Genomic DNA, 16,626 nt, shown 5'->3' with positions numbered 1-16,626 from the left:
TTGAGAGCGTTCCGGTTAGGTGGGCCGAGATATGGCGTGACGTGGGTTGGGCTTCACAAGGCCGGGGGTAGATTGTGCGCTTGCTCGTCCCGCACCGTCAGATTCATGACTGCCACGTAAGCGTCGGGCAGCGGATTTCCGCACGTCCCGTCAACAGGAAAAGCGACCCTCACCGCGTTTCCTGCAGCATTGACCAGCCACACAACGGGAGAGGGAACGGTGGCGGCGGTGGGGCATTCACCGAACCACGGCCGTTTGGCCGAAGGGCGATTAAGCTCCTCGACGACCGCGACGAGGTTGCCAGTCCGGCTGGTCTGGCGAACAAGCGCGTAGCCGTAATCAGCGGTGTACCCGACGAATTCGCACACAACGGCCGAGGTCGGATGGAAATTGGCGGGAATCGTTCCTGGCGCCGGCAACGGATCCACTGACGGCTCCAGAGACTGCACCCGCCCAGGGATCAAAGAAGCCAGCACTGCGGGTGCCAGACATGTCGGCTGCCCGACCACCACACCTTGCGGTGTTGGTGCCGGATTTCGTCGTTCGTCGAGCACTCCGAAGACCAGTGCCCCCGCCACGAGCACCGCACAAGTCCCGGCCGCAATCCACCACGTACGCAATCCCCGCATAGCTCACACTATGCGCACACAGCTACCGGCCTGACACGGATATCCCGAACGCCACACCATGGAAGAGGCAATAGCCGAGACGGCACGGGATTCGGCATTTACCGAATCTATTCGCTCTATTCGCCAGTCGCTGCAACTTCCGCCGGGAGCGAGGTTCGATATGTGGCCGCGGGGTAGTACACGGATGCTGCGCCGAAGGAAACGGCTGAGATCGTCAACGCAGGCCAGGCGATACTCGACCCATCGGCTCCTGCGACGGAGAGCGCAGCAGTGACGATCATCGCGACCACCACAGCCGTCGACGTTGCGAATGCGAGCCGCCACGTCGTCGGCGCCGCGGCGCGGACATTTCGCTCGCCGACCGCGAGGACGCCCTTCCCCGTCAGGATTGCTGCCATTCCCAACAGCGCGCCGGCAGGAAGCGAGCACAACGACCCGAGGCAGATCGCGGTGAGAACAATACTGACATCACTGGAATCTGCGAAGAGGAGCGCGAAGTAACTTCCTCACCTGGGCACGCACAACGATTCCTGTCCGCCTTCGGCGGCATCTGACCGCATTTCCGGCCCCACCGGCACAGACTCTCTGCGCCCGAATGGCGTACCGAGATGGCCGACCGCTTCACGGTCTGGCAGGAAGTCACCGCGACCTACGCCGCCGCCTGAAAGCGAACTGCCCGGCGGCGTCCTGTAACAGACTGTCCCAAACATGCTTCGCTGCTTGGCATTTCGATCAACTTGACAGTGCCCGCTGCTTCCCCCCGGGCATAGACAAAGCCGCGCAGCACGAGGAGGTGCTGCACGGCGGATCTATCCGTCGTAGAAACGTCAGGCGAGTGTGTCGGTGATCTGATCGAGGATGATGTTTGCACCAATCACGCCGATGCCGACCATCCAGGTTTCGTCTTCGACCTCGAATGTCTTGCCGCTCTGGACAGCGGGGAGGGGCCCCCAGAGTCCGGTCACAGTGTTCATCGTGGTTGCGCTCGGATCGCCGCCCGGGTTCGTGTAGAAAATGATGTCGCCGTCGATCTGCCCGTAGTGTTCGGGGCTGAGTTCGAGCATGGAGTACTCGTTCCAGTCTCGCTCGCCGAGGTTGAAACCGACCTGCGTCAGAATCGAGCCCGAGAACGTGTTCGGCCCGTACAGGCGGAAGTTGGTCGGCCGGAATCGAACCATGGATGCAGTTTTTCCTTCTGCGCCGACGTCCTTTCCAACAGAGACAGCACGTTCGGAAAGCCCGGTCAGGAGTCCATCCATCTCGTCGCTCTTGTTTACCGCGTCGGCCGTGATGCGTGCTTGCTCTTGCCAATCGGTGCCAGAGTTCACCGAGAAGACCGTTGGGGCGATGGCCGAAAGCTGGTCGTAGAGTTTCTCGTGGCGAACCTTCGATCCGATGATGAGATCGGGCGCGAGAGCCACGATCGCTTCGATGTCGGGTTCGGCGGTGGCACCAATGCTCTTCGTGCCCTCGAGGCCGTCGGACAGGTACGCCGGGAAACCTGATCCTGCACCTGATTCCGTGGCGCCGACGGGCATTATACCGAGGGCGACGAGTGCGTCGAGATGTGGTGAATCGATGACAACTATGCGGTCGGGTGTGCTGGGCAGAGTTGTTTCGCCCATAGCCTGTTGGACGGTGTACGCCGTGTCGGCTCCGGCAGCGTCGTCGGAGGACGCCGTGCCCCCGCAGGCGGTCAGGAAGAGCGCTGAAACTGTGACGGCTACACCGAGAACGGCGCGCGTGGAGCTTCTGTGAAATCTGGACATATCGTCACACTAAGGATTGCAATTAGGTTAGGCAAATCTAATTCGTCTGGCTATTGTGGCAAAGTGCCCGAGATATCCACTGCCCGTGACCGTCGAGCGATCTCACGATTCCGTTCTGAGACAAGGTATCCGACATCGGTCCGAATGTTGCAGGTCGTGCGGACGGCACTCATTGCGCCGCGCCTTGTGCGCCTTGTCCTTTCGGGTTCGCAACTCGGCGCATTCGAGGACGAGGCCGGCCGACATCAGGCGGTCGTAAGTACCGGGTTCGATGACGTTGTCCTTCTCTTCTTTCCGCGATTGGGAAGTGAACGGATTGCGCTGCCGCAGGTATCGGCCGACGGTGGCTTTGAGCGCCCGCTCGACACTGAAGTGATCTTTCGCGAGTACACAGTGCGACGCCTGGACGCGACCGGACTTGTCGTCGATGTTGTTCTTCATGATGCGGGTGTCGCGAGTGACTGGGTGCGCCGCGCGGAACCGGGTACATCCATCGGCGTCGTGGGACCAAGAGTCAGTCGTGCGTTGCCCTCTATTCCAAGGATTCTCGCGATCGGCGACAGCACAGCTCTCCCGGCGTTGTCCAGACTGGGTGAGTCCCTCCCTGTCGAGGTCGAGGGCGACATAGTCGTAATCGACGGCGGACCGGGGCTCGAGATTCCTCTTTTTGCACCCACTGGGGTCAACGTGGTTCGAGCGCACGAGAGCGTCGACGCATGTAGCGTGCTGTCCGGACTTGGCCTTGATGCAACTCGCACCTATGCGTGGCTCGCGGGCGAGGCCGGACTTGTGACATCGCTTCGCTCGTTCCTCCTCAGTGAGCGGGGCTTCGACAAGGATCATGTCCAATTCACTGGATACTGGCGGAACTGATGGCCTCGATGAGATGCGGCGAATCGATATACCTCTGAGGGTGCTGTCACGTATGCGGGGTACAGAGTTTTTCGGGTGCATCAGGCCATCACGCGGAGCGGTCGTTCAGGCAGCGAGGCGTAGATCGGTGACCCGATTCCATATCTGGAATCGAGCCCTGATTTCGGTGCGGCGGTTCGCGCCGAGATCAGCGAGATACCGTCGCGTCGGATGCCGCGTGAGGTCTGTGACCACGCGGCGCATGCGGAGATGGACTTGGCCCGCGCAACACTCGACATCGACATGGTCATGCACGTCGAAACCGGTGCTGTCGTGTTCGCTGATGCTCGCGCTCATATCGAGGGGTGGGGACATGACCTGAAACTCCCGGCCGAGAAGAACGGCAGCATTCACCGATTCTTGCGCGACAACGGCGCGCGGATCGACCTGGCGCAGTGCGCTGGGTCGTCGCGTTACGGTTCTTCGGCCGGGTGAGCATTCGATTTCACTTGCTCAGCGGTAGAAATAATCTGCCGTCCACGGTACGTATTTTATGTTGCTGTCGGGAAACAAGTGACGAGTACGACGATCGGTTGTCCATCGCTTGGACTGGACCGCACTCCTTTAGCCCCGCCGTGTTACGAGTTCGTCCGGGGCTCCGCTTGCGGCCTCCGTTCATTCCCTGCGATCTCGCGAGAGGGCCCGCAAACCGAGTGTGCGCTGCGGCGCGAACCTGCGGTGCGCACCTGCGGCGCATGGCGCAGCAGTCAGGGCAGAGGGGTCATTGCGTGTGGAAGGTGTACCGTCGGCGCATCGCTTCGAGAGCGCGGATGTCCTCGTCGGTGAAGCTTGACGCATGTGCCCAGGCCAGGGCCTGACGATAATCCCGGCGGCATTGTTCCAGGTCCTCGGGCGGCATTCCTGCGTACCGACTCTCGCGCGGGCTTTTCTCCGGATCGGGGGACCCTGTGAACTGGGCCAAGTACGCAGCGAGTGCAGCGGCGTGGCGACGACGATCGGCCGGCATGGAAGTTTCACCCTTTTTCGGTCGGTGAAGCGACGCGCGCACGCCTCTCGCCGCACCCGGGGCCGGCGAGCCGCAGCGGCTCGGAAGAGATTGCAGCAATAATCTGGTTATCGCCACGGTTTACTTGAGTGTTACAACAAAAAGGGGCATTGTTTACGCTTGCTGCACGTATGAGGCCGTCTTACTGAGCGTGGGCAGGAAAACTTTTCGGTTTCGGAAGCACGGTGAGACGAGTGTGTACCTGCGGGTGCGCTGGCTCGGTGTGCTCTTGGAAGTTGTAGTTGGGGATTTCAGATTTCCCCGTGCGGGTAGGCAGAGTCGGCGGCGTTGTCACGGACGTGAGGCGACCGCGTTTCTCCGGACTACCGGTCGGAGGGCGACGATAGGGGCAGGCGCACCGTGTCCGGTTCGGTTCGGTTCGGTTCGGTTCGGTGAGCTTCCCGCTGAGGGATACACGAATCCTCGTCGTGCAGTTGAGAATGTAGTTACGACCCTGGACCGGTGCGTTCTCGGTTTATCGGGTCGGGGCATCGTCAGGTAGGAGGGTTGTTGTGGATATCGCCAGATCGCAATCACAGACGGGTGGTGACATGCCCCGACGGATCGATGTCGAAAACGATACTGCTGCGGGTGAGAGTCGCTACGAGCCGACTCAGCGGCGTGCCATCCGGACCAGAGACGAGATTGTAGCGATTGCTGCGCGGGCGTTCGACGCACGAGGTTATGCAGCTGCTTCGATGAGCGCCATCGTCAGTGAGTCCTATTTATCGAAAGGTTCGATCTACTTTCACTTTCCGTCCAAGGAGTCGATTGCCCGTTATCTCGTGGCCGGCTGGATCGGTGCGGTGGAGCGATCGATCGTTGAGGCAGCAGGAGCACGGGTTTCGAGGATTGAGCAGTTGCGGGTGGTGTGTGCGGATTTGACGGAACGTGTCGGCAGTGATGTGGCGCTGCGTTCCGGAATGAAATTGACGATCGACCCGGCGCTCGGTGATGGGTCGGCATTCTCGCGGTGGGTCGCTCTGGCCGAGGTTCTGATCGAATCCGCGGTCGCTGCGGGCGAGGTTGACGACACTCCCGTGGTGCGGCGTTTGGCATGGAATGTGTGTGCGGGGATGGTGGGTAGTGCGTGTGCCTCCGCCGTTGTCGAGGGAGTTAACGATTCGGGATGCCGCATCGCAGACGTGGTGAATGCGCATATCGATGTCGTGGTCAACAACCGGAACGGCTCAGCATAGAAATGTAGCCGCCAGGTGGGTGCTCGAGATGTGCGAGAGTTCGCATCGCGCGGGGGAGCCCGCCGATCGGGGGACGACCTCACTACCTCGCGGTGGAGTGGGCGGAGTGCAGCACGGGTACGCGTGCCACCTTGAGAGCCCGCCGACATTCTGTGTGGCAGCGTGTCGGCGGGCTGTGCGCGCCGCAACCCGACCAAAGGACAGGCGCGCAGATCACGGACCCACCGCGACTAAACGTGACTGAAGCCCGGTGAGCCTGGTGCCGGCCGCCGTTCGGGGTCGTGAACATCAGGCGGCCGGCCGCACGCATCCGAACTGTCGGGACAGATGCGCACCACTGCGGCCCGCCAGAACGGCCGGGGGAGGAACGGTCCGGTGGGCCGACCTTCACCTGCCCCGAAAGGTTGCATCGTAAACATGAGGCTGGCGGTAGGCGATCGGTTTCGATGTGGGATTAGCCTGCTTGGGGCGAAGGGGGCGCAGAGTTCCACATGGACATGACCAGTGTTCCCGAGATCAGGTACGTCGCACTGGCGGTCGACGGGAACGGTGCTTTGTATCGACGCCGCTCAACGGCGAATGCGATACCTGCGACTGAGAATGTGACGGGGATCAGGAGTGCACTGTTTGAGACGGGACTGGCTCAGTGCGGCGGCGCAGGAATCGTCTCTGGGTGAATGCCGTCTTTACTGCGAGTAGCTAGGCCGACACTTCGGCAGCGGGGGCGGTAGTCGATCCTTCGGAACGGCTGATGTCACCGTAGTCTGCGTCCGCGAAGATCTTGTTTCCGTCTGCTTCGAGCTGCCCGAGAGCGGAATCGAAGGCGTCGACGAGCCAGGCATGCGTAGAGTGGGTGAGGAGTTCGTCCGGTGCGGCGTCACCGTGGGTTTGAAAAATTCGTACTAACCAAGAACCTTCGACCTCGGGGTCCTCCGAGAGTCCGTGTGGGGTGTTGGTGGCGATGACGTGTCGGCTGTATTCCAGCTCGACGCGGATGGCATACATGCCCGCAAGGTTGACGACGTTCACGGGACGTTGGGTGACGGTAGCCAACGTCGTCAACGCGTCGTTGTAAGTTTGCGAATACTTCACGGTCAGGGGCATGATCGGCCTGTCTGTTCGGTGTGGTCGACGCAGCTGTGGATGGCTGAAATCGGCCCGTCGCCGTTGCTTGACTCAGGACTGGCCCTGATCTTATCTCAGCGCGGCAGCGGTGGCCGCTCTTGCTTCAGCGCTTCGGTCGGGCAGATGTCCGGGTGTGGAAGCTCTTGTCGGCGCTCGGAGTGCAACGGACGTTTACCCCTATCTATTCAGGTCTATTCCACCGATTTCACTGAGAAGAATTACGGGGGCGGAGAAGCGCGTGCACCTCTGCGCTGCGATAGCGCCGATACCCACCGGGTGTGATTACGCATCCGATCTTCTCTTCCTGTGCCCACCGAGTGACAGTTTTTGGATCGACACCAAAAAGAGCCGCAACTTGTTTCGGCGTGAGAAGTTCTTCGTCGAACCCTCCACTGGTTTTGGTCACTTCTTCCCTCACCTCTTCTTCCTGTCGATTCGCATCGACCACAGCGTGGAGCGTCGGAATCGGACATAGTCCTGATTCTGGCCGCGAATCCGACAGGTCCACTTGTCAACATCGCCATGGGTGTTCGGTTGATCGCTGCGGTGCAGGTGAGTGTTTACTGCGGCGGGCTGTGCGCATCACCGCTTGGGGGTGCGGTGATGTAGCAGGGGCTATAGGGACCACGCCGGTACCGGCGCCGTTGATTGCAGGGCGGGTCGGGCAAGGGGCAACGGCTCATCGTTGCGGTGTGTCGGGGGCGATGCTCGATGATTGTCCGATCGGTATTCTGCGGGCAAAGGACTCGGAAGGGTTTCCCCTTCGTGTGAGGGACTAGGCACTATGGGCCTTTTCGTGAGAGAGGGGACGTCGATGTCACCGATTTTTCCTATCCGGTACCAATTTCTCATCGACGGAGAAGTGTCGGATCGTGTGAAAGCCGCTTTTCCGCAGCTGCAGGTAGGGCGCTCGGTAGGGGGCTTCACCACGCTTTTTGGTCTTGTCTCCGACCATTCGAGTCTGCGCAGCATCATGGCGCGGCTCGATGTCCTCGGGCTTACGTTGGCCGAGTTACGGCGTTTGCCGGATTGAGCTCACGCGTTCGGCACAGACAGGGAAAGTGCGGTGTCTGCGCCCGGTTCGAGAGTGGTGTCCTCCACAGCGGCGACCAGCTCGATCGAGCGGGACCTAAAACATGTCTGGCCTGACGTTCGGGCAGCCGCTGGTGGGATACCAGCTGGGCAATTGTGCTCACCATGCTCTCCATGGCCGCCGAGAAAAGACGCTGACACCGGCGTTTTCGGTGCCGCCATACGGGGGTATGCGTGTGATGCGCCGTTTTCACTGGCGTGAGGCTGTCGCGCTTAATCCGCCAACCGGCTGCCACGGTCGGATGGTGGCAGTAGGGAAGGTGCACCGTATTTCGTGCGGTGCTCTGAGCTCACCGGCGCTCCGCATTCACACGCTTGCGCCGGTGAGCTTTCCTTTCCGTCGTCTCCGTCGACTAACTTTTCAGGACCATCTCGCCTCACCCTCACGACCACCTCGGCCGGGTAGGGGTTCATCTCGTCTTGATTGTGGGGCACAGGGGACGCCGCGGCGGGACTGCACAATGGCGTTGTTCTATGACATCGCTGCTAAGTGGAATACGATCATTGCTCTCCAACTGTTCGTGCGCACTCTTGAAGTTTCTATGCCGTTACGCTGCAATATGTTTCATGTTCATGGCACGAGGCGGGGTCTGTCGGGACACTGACACGGCCAGTATCGGATTTCCTGCCTGGCCTGATGAATGTTGCGCGGCGCCTTCAGGCGGTTAGGCGATATCGGCGAATGCAATGATGTTGTCGTTGTAGCTGCGGGCGGTTTCGTCGAAGGATCCACCGCACGTGATGAGCCGGAGTCCGGGGCGGTCAAGGTCGCCATATACGACGTCGGTGGGAAATTCGTCCTTGGGGAAGTGTTCGATGCTGGTGGCGGTAAACACTGTGCGGCTTCCGTCTTCGTCGCTGATGATGATTTCGGCTCCTGGTTCGAGATTCCTCAGATCGAAGAAGACTCCGTCGGCGCCTTCCCAGTCGACGTGGCCGGCGATGATTGCCGGTCCGACCTCGCCAGGGGCGGGAGCACCGGTGTACCACCCTGCAGCCTTCCCGTCCGGTGGGACCTCGAGTGTTCCATCGGTGGCGAGTCCGAGATCGATGATGTTGGTGTCGACGCCGATGGACGGGATTTGAAGCCGTGCGGGGCGGTGTGCGGCCGCTTCCGGCTGTACAGAATCGGGAGCGCTCGACGCCGGTGGGGCATCTTGACGAGACGATGAGTGCGATGGTGAGTTTCCGGTGTCGACTTGCCCGTCGGCGCATCCGATCACTGTCAAGAGTGCCGAAACAGTAAAGACGAGAGCCGTGATGGCTCGGCGAGATCGCGGAGCCATCACGAAGTTGCTGTCTTTCATCTATCGACTTGTCCGCCGGATGACGAGGGTTGATGCTGCCAGGACGCCGAAGAGCAGGGCGATCCACCCGCCACTCGACTGTCCGGCACGTTGGGATTGCGTGCTTCCGTCGCCGGTGTCGACTGACCCCCGTGGCACCTGCAGCACCTGCGGGGTTCGACCACTCGGGGATTCCGGGATTGCAGGTTGAGTGGTCGGGGCACTCGTTCGAGAAGCTGACGTGGTCGGCACCTGAGATGGGACAGTTGCTGTCCCGGACACGGCAGGAGGTGTTCCCGGCAGTGGCGGGAAACCGGGAATCACGGGTATGGACGGAATGTTACGGCTGGTCGTGATGACCGGGGGTACGCCCAGAGTGGTTGTGGTGGTTGTTGTTTCCGCAGGTGCGCCAGCCGTGGTGGTAGTCACCTCGGGCGGGACCCCCGTGGTGGTCGTTGTTTCCGCAGGTGCGCCAGCCGTGGTGGTCGTTGTTTCCGCAGGTGCGCCAGCCGTGGTGGTCGTTGTTTCCGCAGGTGCGCCAACCGTGGTGGTCGTCGTGTCCGGAGGGACCGTAGTCGTCGTAGTAGTGGTCGGGGCGGTAGTCGTACCAGGCGGTGCACAGGTCGGGATCGTGATGGTGTTCGTATCGAGAGTGACCGCGCCATTGATCGCCAACAATCTACCTTCGACAGTTGCCTCAGTTGCGGCAGTAATGTCTGTCAGCGCCAACAGGTTTCCTCGAAACACCGAGTTGGTGCCGAGGGTGGCGGAACTTCCAATCTGCCAGAAAACATTGCATGCCTGTGTCCCGTTGATCAGCGCGACGGTGCTCGACGACGATGTGATCAGTGTTGATCCGGCTTGGAAGACGAAGACGGCATTCGGGTCTCCTTGCGCGTCGAGAGTGACGGTTCCCGACAGCGCAATCGATGAACCGGAGTTGTAGACACCTGAAACCAGTGTCCGGCCGGTCAAGTCGGCTCCGGTCGGTTGTGTGGGCCCTTGACCGGCGAGTGTGTTGTAAGCAGTCAACACGTCCGGTTTCGCTCCCTGCGATACCGCGTCGCCGCCATGGTTGGTGCCGGTGATCGTCAGGTCCGATACACCGGTGATGGTAGGCGTCGGATAAGTACCGATATCGCCGCCGAGCGTTGTCGGCCCGGTGTTGGTGATTCCTGCTCCGGCAAGTACTGCAAAGGGCTGTGCGGTACCGAGTCCGACAGAAGTCGGTGCCGCGCCGGCAGTGCCGGCCGGCAGGACGAGAAGTCCGACGGAGAACACGGAAATCGTTGCAATGCCTGATAATTGAAAGAACCGCGAGCGTCGTGTTGCGGTGAGTGCTGTCATGTTCTGTTCATCTTCGATCCTTTGAAGAAGGGACTCATGCGACGAAAGTGAGTCCGTACGTTCCGCGCCGGCTTCGGCGCCAGGGACGTATCGACGAACGCCCACGTAATTCCGGACATTCCGGTTATACGACGTGTATATACGTTGTATATGTAGGCGCTTCCGAAAGGTAAACCAATCCGGACGTTCTGTCAATGTGTAGGCATACGGTGTATGTTTTGTGGATGGCCGAAACCCCCTCGAAGCACGTCAGAGTGGAACCGTTTCCAGTTACAGGCCGCGAAGCGCCGATCAATCGCGCCGTAGTTCTGTCGACGGCGTTGGCGATCATCGACGCAGAAGGCGCCGAAGGCCTTTCCATGCGGCGACTGGGGAAAGCGCTCGACAGAAATCCGATGACCCTCTACAGGTATGCGGCAAACAAAGCAGCCCTGTTGGACGGGGTCGTGGAAACAGTGCTCGAACAACTGGTCGTCGACTCATCCGATCCCGACTGGAGAGGGCAACTGCACGCGGTTGCCTATGAGTATCGCTACCTCGCGCTCGCGCACCCCCACGTAGTTCCTTTGCTGGTCACCCGTCCGTTGTCGACGCCGCTCGGATTGCGCCCTCCAGGGACGCTGCGTTACCTCGAGGCGATTCTGGAACTGCTGATACGCGCCGGTTTCACCCCCGAAGACGCATTGCACATCTACAGAGCGGTGTTCGGTTTCCTCAACGGGCACATTCTCAACGAGCTTCAAGAAATAGTCGAAAATCCCGAGGAGACTGACGATCTCCTGCGACTCGGTCTGCATCGGCTTCCGCTCGCCGAGTTTCCGAGACTGCGGTCGATGGCTACGATCATGGCCCACTACGACGGGCAGGATGAACTCGAGCGCGGTCTGGCAATCCTTCTGGAGGGTCTGGCGACGGCGGGCCTTGACCCCGTGTGATGAACACGCTTCATCTCTCAGACCAGGGAAAGCGAGTAGATCTGACCCGATGATCAAAAAGAATTACTCCGAAGAGTTCCGCCGCGACGCAGGTTCTCCTGGGAATTATTGCCAACCTGCGGCAGCTTCGCCCTGAACTGGCATCGGTGCTGGTCACCACCATCTCGAAGAACTTCCTGCCACGACGACGCATGCCCTCGTCCTCGCGGGCGGCACAGTCGTGGCTTGCGGTAGTGCCGATAACACCTTGACCTCCGACACGATCACACATGCCTTCGGCCACCCGATTGTCATCGAGCGCCGGGCCGGACGATGGTCCGCCACCGGAGCAGTCCGAGCCCACAGCATCTAGCCCGCACTCCTTGAATCCAGGCGTAGGGAACAGTGATCAAAATTTCCAATGCCGTTGACAGACACAGGCTGTGCGACTCGACTTCCACGAGGTGGTTCGGGTCGGCACCGTTGACCGCCGCTCACGCGACTTCACTGCTACGGTGCGGATCACACTCCGGCCGAGGAATCGCACTTCAAGCCGGGTGGAATCCTGCCCTACGCCCTACGCCCTACGCCCTACGCCAATTGCTCGAACAGTCGTAATGATCCACACGTACCGAACAAAGGACACTCCATGATGAAACGATCGTTGGAAGCACTCGCCCGCGAACAACTCGAGAAGGCGGCATCGGCCACGAGCGGACGCGCCGCGCACACTGTGTACGGCGGTCATGAACACGTCCTGCGTCAGACGCTGATCGCGTTGACAGCAGGCCAGGAACTCAGTGAACACGAGAATCCAGGCGAAGCGACAGTGCAGGTACTTCTCGGGCGGGTGCAACTCCGCGCTGGGGACGTCTCGTGGGAGGGCCGGCGCGGCGATCTGCTCGTAGTGCCGCAACTACTGCATTCCCTGGAGTCGATCGAAGATTCGGTAGTGCTCATGACCGTGGCGAAGCTTCCCTGACCATCGCCGACCAGTCTCGTGGTTTGCTGAGGTGCACACATCTGCTGAACCAGTGCAGTCGACTTCTGAAACTGACACTGGACGTACCTCACAAGCAATGGTGTTCCACAACTCGTCGATGATCTATTTTGATGAACCATCGATATCGGACATGAGTTTCGGAACATGCGGCGTCCAGTTCACCGAGAGGTGTTCCCCGATTCCCGAAAAGCACCGTTTTCAGAACACCGGCGTTGTGTCGGCACCTTACGGAGCCGGTCGATCAATCAGATCGACCTCACGCACTCTCGATCGTGGGCCGAGTTATTTGCGAAGGAAAGCGAGAATCAACCGCAGCTCTCATAGACGCTGGCACCGTTCTTGGGACCCAGTCAGACCTACCTCACTCATCGCCTCCTTCACCCCTGTTATCCAATAGTTTTAGCTTCCCTCCCCGGTGATAATCTTCCGACAACGTCAACCACGGTGGGATAAGTACATCCCAGCCCACCGCGCACCTGGCTTCCCTGCCCTTAGGTACGGGTTCACCCACAACACCCCTATCGAAGAACGGGAAGAGACATGACCGGCGAGGAAACACAGTACGAGGTCACTGAGATCAAGGCGATCCGGGGGACAGAGGCGAAAACGATCACAAGAAAGCAGCAGGAAGGCTGGGAACTGGTCACCCAACAGCAGGGCACCTTGCGAACCACCATGACCTTCCGCCGGCCAAAGCCAAAGACGCCCTGGCGATTGTGGGCAGTACTAGGCGGTGCCGCTGTCATCCTGGCGGGCATCATGACCGTCGGGGCGCTATTGGAAGACGACAGCGACGCCTCCACGACCGAAGCCGGGGCAGCCTCGAGCACCGAGCAACCCTCCCCGCAGCCTGCTCCTGAACGGTCAGCGGAACCTGCGGCCCCGGAAACCGCTGAGATACTCACCATCGACAACAACGAGGATCTCGCCCGGATCCTGCACGATACGGACCAGTGCGGCCAACCAGTCGCTGATTTCGCCACCCAGTATGCGGGCCGGACCATCCAGTTCGACGGTCACATCGCCGCGATGAACAACTTCAATAACAAAACGCGCTACGACATTCTGATTGGCGCCAGAGATTTCGACTTAAGCGACCTCAGCGGGCCGGATTTCCAGTTCCGGGACGTCAACATCGTGTCTGATCTACATCTCATCGGTCCCGACATCCCCGACACCTTGGGGGTCAAAGACACCCTTCGGGTCACCGCGGTCGTGGGAAAATTCGAGGAAAAGAGGGGCTGTCTTCTCCAACTTGACCCAGTCTCCACCGAGATCCGATAGCAACCGCCCCATCACTAACACTCCGAGCCGATCATGATCCGCCTGGCCAACTGGTTCTTCAATCTGCCGCTGGTGCCGTGTCTGTCGTAACCGCCGCACCGCCGTCATTCCGTCAGCAACGTCCATTCCTGCAGTTCCAGGACGATTACGGCGCTTCCGGTTGCACGTACGCCGGTAGTTTCATGCCTCGTTTGCGACGTGATTGAGTGTCTCGAATTAGAATCGATTGCACGTCCATCGCGATCTTGACAGGTGGGCGTGTCGAATTCTCTGCCAAGATCAGGTCTATGTCCGATTCTGACGCTCGACGCACTGATCCCATTGCGGTGGGTTCTCGGGTGACGGTGATCCCGTCCTCCGGATCACAGGCCGGCGATACCGCGCCGCAGTCCGGTGTCGTGGTCGAGGACTTCGCCGATACCGTCATCGAGAGCTCCGACCTGGGGCGGGATTGGGCGCCGGTGCGGCGGTGGGCGATTGCCCTCGACGACGGCCGTTTGGTCTTCGCCGCCGAAGGCGGTCTCAAGCTCGCCTGAATCTTTCCCTCTCTCACCGAGAAGAATCACGGGATAGAAGTACGCCACTCGTTGATGCCAGCGAGAAAAGATGCTGTTCAGTGCTTAATGTGCGGCGTCGAAAGCATCGATTATTTCTGCCTTGATCCGTCCACGAAGGGAGACCTCGAAGCCGTTCTTGCCAGCCCAGTCCCGGATCGCTTTCAGTTGCTCGGCGGATCGACCAGACCCCGACATCTTGATCGCAGTCGAAGTATTCGCACGCGCCTTGCCGGCAGCGGAAACCTTCTCTGCGACCTTGATATATGGAGCGAACACTGCTTCGATCTTGTCGGCATTCGTGGGTCGAAGATCGATCCGATAATCGGCACCCTGATAAGAAAACGTGACCTGGTGTCCCAATCCGGCGTCGATGGGTTTTCCGTCGAGATCGTCGATAAGTTGGCGAATAAATATTTCGGCCACAGGGAATCCTCTTCGTTGCATTCTGGATGAATATCGCGTTCATGTTATCCGCAGTATCCGATAATCCAGGACGACCCAGCTTCCGCCGCACGGACCACCAACCCCACCGGCGACCTCGAGCGCGCCCACAGCGGTCTCGGCAGCCGATCGGACCCGATTTTCGGCGCCGCCGAACGATGTTTCATAAACGGTCTTGGTCTCAACAGGTCAACGCATCACCGACGATAACGGATCAACCCCAGAAGATCGGATCGCCACCGTTTTCGATGTGATCGAGCAAATCCTGAATATGAGGGCTCGGATCCACAAACTGGTAGCGGTGAAATTTGAGGTGGCGATCCCGCCAATACAACGCCCACAACCCGGTTTTCTTCGTGTAACACAGGCGGGCGATCGGAAACCGCGTCCACTCCGGACCGAAGTCCTCCCGCCACGGCGGCCGGCATTCGCAGATCGTCACATGACGCGGCGCGATGTCACATTCGACCCGGATCTCCTGCCAAAACTGTTCCGGCACTCGACTGGCTCAATACTTCACGACCCGCGCGACATCGAGCTCGAGAAGACCGGTGGCAGCCATGCCCCCATCATGCCAACCGCCGTGATGCCCAGCTTTGCTATCCGGTTGCGCAGGAACCGAGCACCTGTTCTTCTCGTTGGCGTGGACTGTCCCAATCGAGCACACGCCGAGGCCGATCGTTGAGTCTCGCCGCGACCCTATTCAGGTCATCTTGGGCGAAACTGCGCAGGTCAGCGTTCTTGCGCAGGTACTGCCGCAGCAACCCGTTCGCGTTTTCGTTCGTCCCTCGTTGCCATGGATGATGCGGAGCGCAAAAGCAGACAGGCGTGTCGAGCGCTGCGGTGATGCGCTCATGTTCGGCCATTTCCCGTCCCCGATCCCAGGTCAACGAACGACGCAGATGCGCAGGTAGCCGGCCTAGATAGGCAATCAGCGCATCCGCGACCGTCTCGGCCCGGTACCCGTCAGGCAATGCCACCACATGCACGGCGCGTGATTGCCGATCCACCAGCGTCGCGACCGCTGACGGGCGGATTCCGAACACGAGATCACCCTCCAGGTGCCCGGGCTCACTACGATCGTTTGCCGCAGCTCCTCGAAGATCGATCGAAACCATATTTCGTATCCGCCCACGACCGTGGGAGCGTTTCTTCCCGCGCGGCCGACGAATCGGCCGATCGGTACGCAGTTCGTGAAATACAGTGCTGTCGAACACTTTCCGCGACGGAATGTACAGGCAACGGTAGATCGTCTCGTGCGAGACCCACATCTGCGGATCGGCCGGGTACTCGCGCCGACGCCAGACGGAGATCTGTTGCGGTGACCACTGCACATTCAGCTTCGCAGTGACGGTCTCCCGCAAAATCGGCCGCATATGCAGCGTCGAAAATTTGGGGCGGCGAGCACGGACATACGCCGCAGCATCCGCCCGGGCCGCCCGGTAAGCGACACGTCCGCCGTTGCGGGCGATCTCACGTGCAATCGTGGACGGGGATCTTCCGAGTGTCTCGGCGATCGTCCGAGCACTGTCACCTGCGGCAATCCCGCGCGAAACTTCTTCGCGTTCACCGGCGGTGATGTGGCCGATTCGCCGTGCTCGTGGGACTGGTCGAATACCGCCGGACTCACGTAGGAAACGACGAATTCGGGGCATCGTTTCCCCGAGAACCCGCTCGATTTCTCGTAGCGATTCTCCCCGGCGATGCAGATCCCAGATCAGGTTCTCCTGCTCCACCGTGAATCCCAATGCCTTGCCACCCATCCATGCCTCCACGATCACGCATCATCTCACCAGTAGTGATGCGTTGACCTGTTGAGACCAAGGTCGTTTTTGAAACGTCGTTCGGAGAAGCGGAAAATCGGAGCCGATCGACTGCAGAGATCGTCCGGGGCCCCGCTTGAGCGGTTGCCTGCAAGCTATCCGCATGTATGTCGTGGGCTATAGGATCAGCTTGTTGTAGGAGGAACGGACGTTGGTGACGCCGTGCCGGCGGTAAGCGGCGGGCGGTCGTCCTCCGCGTGCTGAATGCGGTCGGTGATAATTATAGTGAATGTTCCACA

The 16,626-nt window shown here is 60.2% G+C and carries 19 protein-coding genes and 1 pseudogene; 9 read left to right on the top strand and 11 right to left on the bottom strand.

All coding sequences use genetic code 11. The features are described from left to right. Positions 1-53: 53 nt before the first annotated feature. Together V2B23_RS28560 and V2B23_RS28555 are read right to left on the bottom strand one after the other, a co-directional pair. The gene (locus V2B23_RS28560; RefSeq protein WP_430953337.1) at positions 54-629 is read right to left on the bottom strand and encodes a hypothetical protein; all 576 of its coding nucleotides are present in this window, start codon (positions 627-629) and stop codon (positions 54-56) included. Positions 630-745: 116 nt separating this feature from the next. Continuing rightward, positions 746-1,027 (bottom strand): hypothetical protein, encoded by a 282-nt coding sequence (locus V2B23_RS28555; protein WP_430953336.1) that lies wholly within the window; start codon positions 1,025-1,027, stop codon positions 746-748. Between the two features lie 108 nt (positions 1,028-1,135). Between V2B23_RS28555 and V2B23_RS28550 the strand changes: the two are divergent. Next, positions 1,136-1,294: pseudogene (locus V2B23_RS28550) on the top strand (IS6 family transposase); the annotation flags it as partial. Between the two features lie 162 nt (positions 1,295-1,456). Here the strand turns inward: V2B23_RS28550 and V2B23_RS28545 are convergent. Continuing rightward, the gene (locus V2B23_RS28545) at positions 1,457-2,398 is read right to left on the bottom strand and encodes an ABC transporter substrate-binding protein (RefSeq protein ID WP_430953335.1); all 942 of its coding nucleotides are present in this window, start codon (positions 2,396-2,398) and stop codon (positions 1,457-1,459) included. Between the two features lie 156 nt (positions 2,399-2,554). Here V2B23_RS28545 and V2B23_RS28540 point away from each other — a divergent pair, with 156 nt between their 5' ends. Then, positions 2,555-3,271, top strand: coding sequence for a siderophore-interacting protein (locus V2B23_RS28540; protein ID WP_430953334.1), 717 nt, complete (start codon positions 2,555-2,557; stop codon positions 3,269-3,271). A 210-nt stretch (positions 3,272-3,481) separates the two neighbouring features. Further along, entirely contained in the window at positions 3,482-3,745 is a 264-nt protein-coding gene (locus tag V2B23_RS28535; protein ID WP_430953333.1) for a hypothetical protein, read from the top strand. A gap of 286 nt (positions 3,746-4,031) precedes the next feature. On the opposite strand, the gene V2B23_RS28530 is transcribed toward V2B23_RS28535, so the two are convergent. Next, entirely contained in the window at positions 4,032-4,277 is a 246-nt protein-coding gene (locus V2B23_RS28530; RefSeq protein WP_430953332.1) for a hypothetical protein, read from the bottom strand. 590 nt (positions 4,278-4,867) lie between these two features. On the opposite strand from V2B23_RS28530, the gene V2B23_RS28525 reads away from it, so the two are divergent. After that, the gene (locus V2B23_RS28525) at positions 4,868-5,515 is read left to right on the top strand and encodes a TetR family transcriptional regulator (RefSeq protein WP_430953331.1); all 648 of its coding nucleotides are present in this window, start codon (positions 4,868-4,870) and stop codon (positions 5,513-5,515) included. 699 nt (positions 5,516-6,214) lie between these two features. Here the strand turns inward: V2B23_RS28525 and V2B23_RS28520 are convergent. Both V2B23_RS28520 and V2B23_RS28515 read right to left on the bottom strand, forming a co-directional pair. After that, positions 6,215-6,619 (bottom strand): hypothetical protein, encoded by a 405-nt coding sequence (locus tag V2B23_RS28520; RefSeq protein WP_430953330.1) that lies wholly within the window; start codon positions 6,617-6,619, stop codon positions 6,215-6,217. Positions 6,620-6,845: 226 nt separating this feature from the next. Then, the gene (locus V2B23_RS28515) at positions 6,846-7,046 is read right to left on the bottom strand and encodes a BldC family transcriptional regulator (protein ID WP_430953329.1); all 201 of its coding nucleotides are present in this window, start codon (positions 7,044-7,046) and stop codon (positions 6,846-6,848) included. Between the two features lie 408 nt (positions 7,047-7,454). Here V2B23_RS28515 and V2B23_RS28510 point away from each other — a divergent pair, with 408 nt between their 5' ends. After that, positions 7,455-7,673, top strand: a complete 219-nt coding sequence (locus V2B23_RS28510; RefSeq protein WP_430953328.1) for a hypothetical protein — start codon at positions 7,455-7,457, stop codon at positions 7,671-7,673. Positions 7,674-8,397: 724 nt separating this feature from the next. Here the strand turns inward: V2B23_RS28510 and V2B23_RS28505 are convergent. Together V2B23_RS28505 and V2B23_RS28500 are read right to left on the bottom strand one after the other, a co-directional pair. Further along, on the bottom strand, positions 8,398-9,039 hold the full coding sequence (locus tag V2B23_RS28505) for a class F sortase (protein WP_430953327.1): 642 nt from the start codon (positions 9,037-9,039) through the stop codon (positions 8,398-8,400). Next, a complete protein-coding gene (locus V2B23_RS28500; RefSeq protein ID WP_430953326.1) occupies positions 9,040-10,365 on the bottom strand; it encodes an ice-binding family protein in 1,326 nt (441 codons plus the stop codon). 224 nt (positions 10,366-10,589) lie between these two features. Here V2B23_RS28500 and V2B23_RS28495 point away from each other — a divergent pair, with 224 nt between their 5' ends. From V2B23_RS28495 to V2B23_RS28480, 4 genes are all read left to right on the top strand, one after another. Continuing rightward, on the top strand, positions 10,590-11,300 hold the full coding sequence (locus V2B23_RS28495; protein WP_430953325.1) for a TetR/AcrR family transcriptional regulator C-terminal domain-containing protein: 711 nt from the start codon (positions 10,590-10,592) through the stop codon (positions 11,298-11,300). Positions 11,301-11,928: 628 nt separating this feature from the next. Then, the gene (locus V2B23_RS28490; protein ID WP_233366036.1) at positions 11,929-12,261 is read left to right on the top strand and encodes a cupin domain-containing protein; all 333 of its coding nucleotides are present in this window, start codon (positions 11,929-11,931) and stop codon (positions 12,259-12,261) included. 561 nt (positions 12,262-12,822) lie between these two features. Beyond that, positions 12,823-13,566 (top strand): DUF4839 domain-containing protein, encoded by a 744-nt coding sequence (locus V2B23_RS28485; RefSeq protein ID WP_338481310.1) that lies wholly within the window; start codon positions 12,823-12,825, stop codon positions 13,564-13,566. Positions 13,567-13,853: 287 nt separating this feature from the next. Then, entirely contained in the window at positions 13,854-14,102 is a 249-nt protein-coding gene (locus V2B23_RS28480; protein WP_338481309.1) for a hypothetical protein, read from the top strand. Between the two features lie 84 nt (positions 14,103-14,186). Here V2B23_RS28480 and V2B23_RS28475 read toward each other — a convergent pair whose 3' ends face one another. The 3 genes from V2B23_RS28475 to V2B23_RS28465 form a co-directional block, all read right to left on the bottom strand. Continuing rightward, the gene (locus V2B23_RS28475) at positions 14,187-14,546 is read right to left on the bottom strand and encodes a histone-like nucleoid-structuring protein Lsr2 (protein WP_338481308.1); all 360 of its coding nucleotides are present in this window, start codon (positions 14,544-14,546) and stop codon (positions 14,187-14,189) included. A gap of 232 nt (positions 14,547-14,778) precedes the next feature. Next, the gene (locus V2B23_RS28470; protein ID WP_430953324.1) at positions 14,779-15,063 is read right to left on the bottom strand and encodes a DUF3024 domain-containing protein; all 285 of its coding nucleotides are present in this window, start codon (positions 15,061-15,063) and stop codon (positions 14,779-14,781) included. Between the two features lie 100 nt (positions 15,064-15,163). Continuing rightward, a complete protein-coding gene (locus V2B23_RS28465) occupies positions 15,164-16,327 on the bottom strand; it encodes an IS30 family transposase (RefSeq protein WP_430953323.1) in 1,164 nt (387 codons plus the stop codon). Between the last annotated feature and the right edge of the window lie 299 nt (positions 16,328-16,626).

The organism is Rhodococcus sp. 24CO, from assembly GCF_050586165.1.
Lineage (GTDB): Bacteria > Actinomycetota > Actinomycetes > Mycobacteriales > Mycobacteriaceae > Rhodococcus_F.
Note: the sequence above shows the minus strand (reverse complement) of the source record. Positions and strands in the feature narration are given on the sequence as shown.

Coding starts and splice junctions, on each gene's coding strand:
- V2B23_RS28560 (WP_430953337.1), bottom strand. CDS start 629: ATGCGGGGATTGCGTACGTGGTGGATTGCGGCCGGGACTTGTGCGGTG.
- V2B23_RS28555 (WP_430953336.1), bottom strand. CDS start 1,027: ATGGCAGCAATCCTGACGGGGAAGGGCGTCCTCGCGGTCGGCGAGCGA.
- V2B23_RS28545 (WP_430953335.1), bottom strand. CDS start 2,398: ATGTCCAGATTTCACAGAAGCTCCACGCGCGCCGTTCTCGGTGTAGCC.
- V2B23_RS28535 (WP_430953333.1), top strand. CDS start 3,482: ATGCCGCGTGAGGTCTGTGACCACGCGGCGCATGCGGAGATGGACTTG.
- V2B23_RS28530 (WP_430953332.1), bottom strand. CDS start 4,277: ATGCCGGCCGATCGTCGTCGCCACGCCGCTGCACTCGCTGCGTACTTG.
- V2B23_RS28525 (WP_430953331.1), top strand. CDS start 4,868: ATGCCCCGACGGATCGATGTCGAAAACGATACTGCTGCGGGTGAGAGT.
- V2B23_RS28520 (WP_430953330.1), bottom strand. CDS start 6,619: ATGCCCCTGACCGTGAAGTATTCGCAAACTTACAACGACGCGTTGACG.
- V2B23_RS28510 (WP_430953328.1), top strand. CDS start 7,455: ATGTCACCGATTTTTCCTATCCGGTACCAATTTCTCATCGACGGAGAA.
- V2B23_RS28505 (WP_430953327.1), bottom strand. CDS start 9,039: ATGAAAGACAGCAACTTCGTGATGGCTCCGCGATCTCGCCGAGCCATC.
- V2B23_RS28500 (WP_430953326.1), bottom strand. CDS start 10,365: ATGACAGCACTCACCGCAACACGACGCTCGCGGTTCTTTCAATTATCA.
- V2B23_RS28495 (WP_430953325.1), top strand. CDS start 10,590: ATGGCCGAAACCCCCTCGAAGCACGTCAGAGTGGAACCGTTTCCAGTT.
- V2B23_RS28490 (WP_233366036.1), top strand. CDS start 11,929: ATGATGAAACGATCGTTGGAAGCACTCGCCCGCGAACAACTCGAGAAG.
- V2B23_RS28485 (WP_338481310.1), top strand. CDS start 12,823: ATGACCGGCGAGGAAACACAGTACGAGGTCACTGAGATCAAGGCGATC.
- V2B23_RS28480 (WP_338481309.1), top strand. CDS start 13,854: ATGTCCGATTCTGACGCTCGACGCACTGATCCCATTGCGGTGGGTTCT.
- V2B23_RS28465 (WP_430953323.1), bottom strand. CDS start 16,327: ATGGGTGGCAAGGCATTGGGATTCACGGTGGAGCAGGAGAACCTGATC.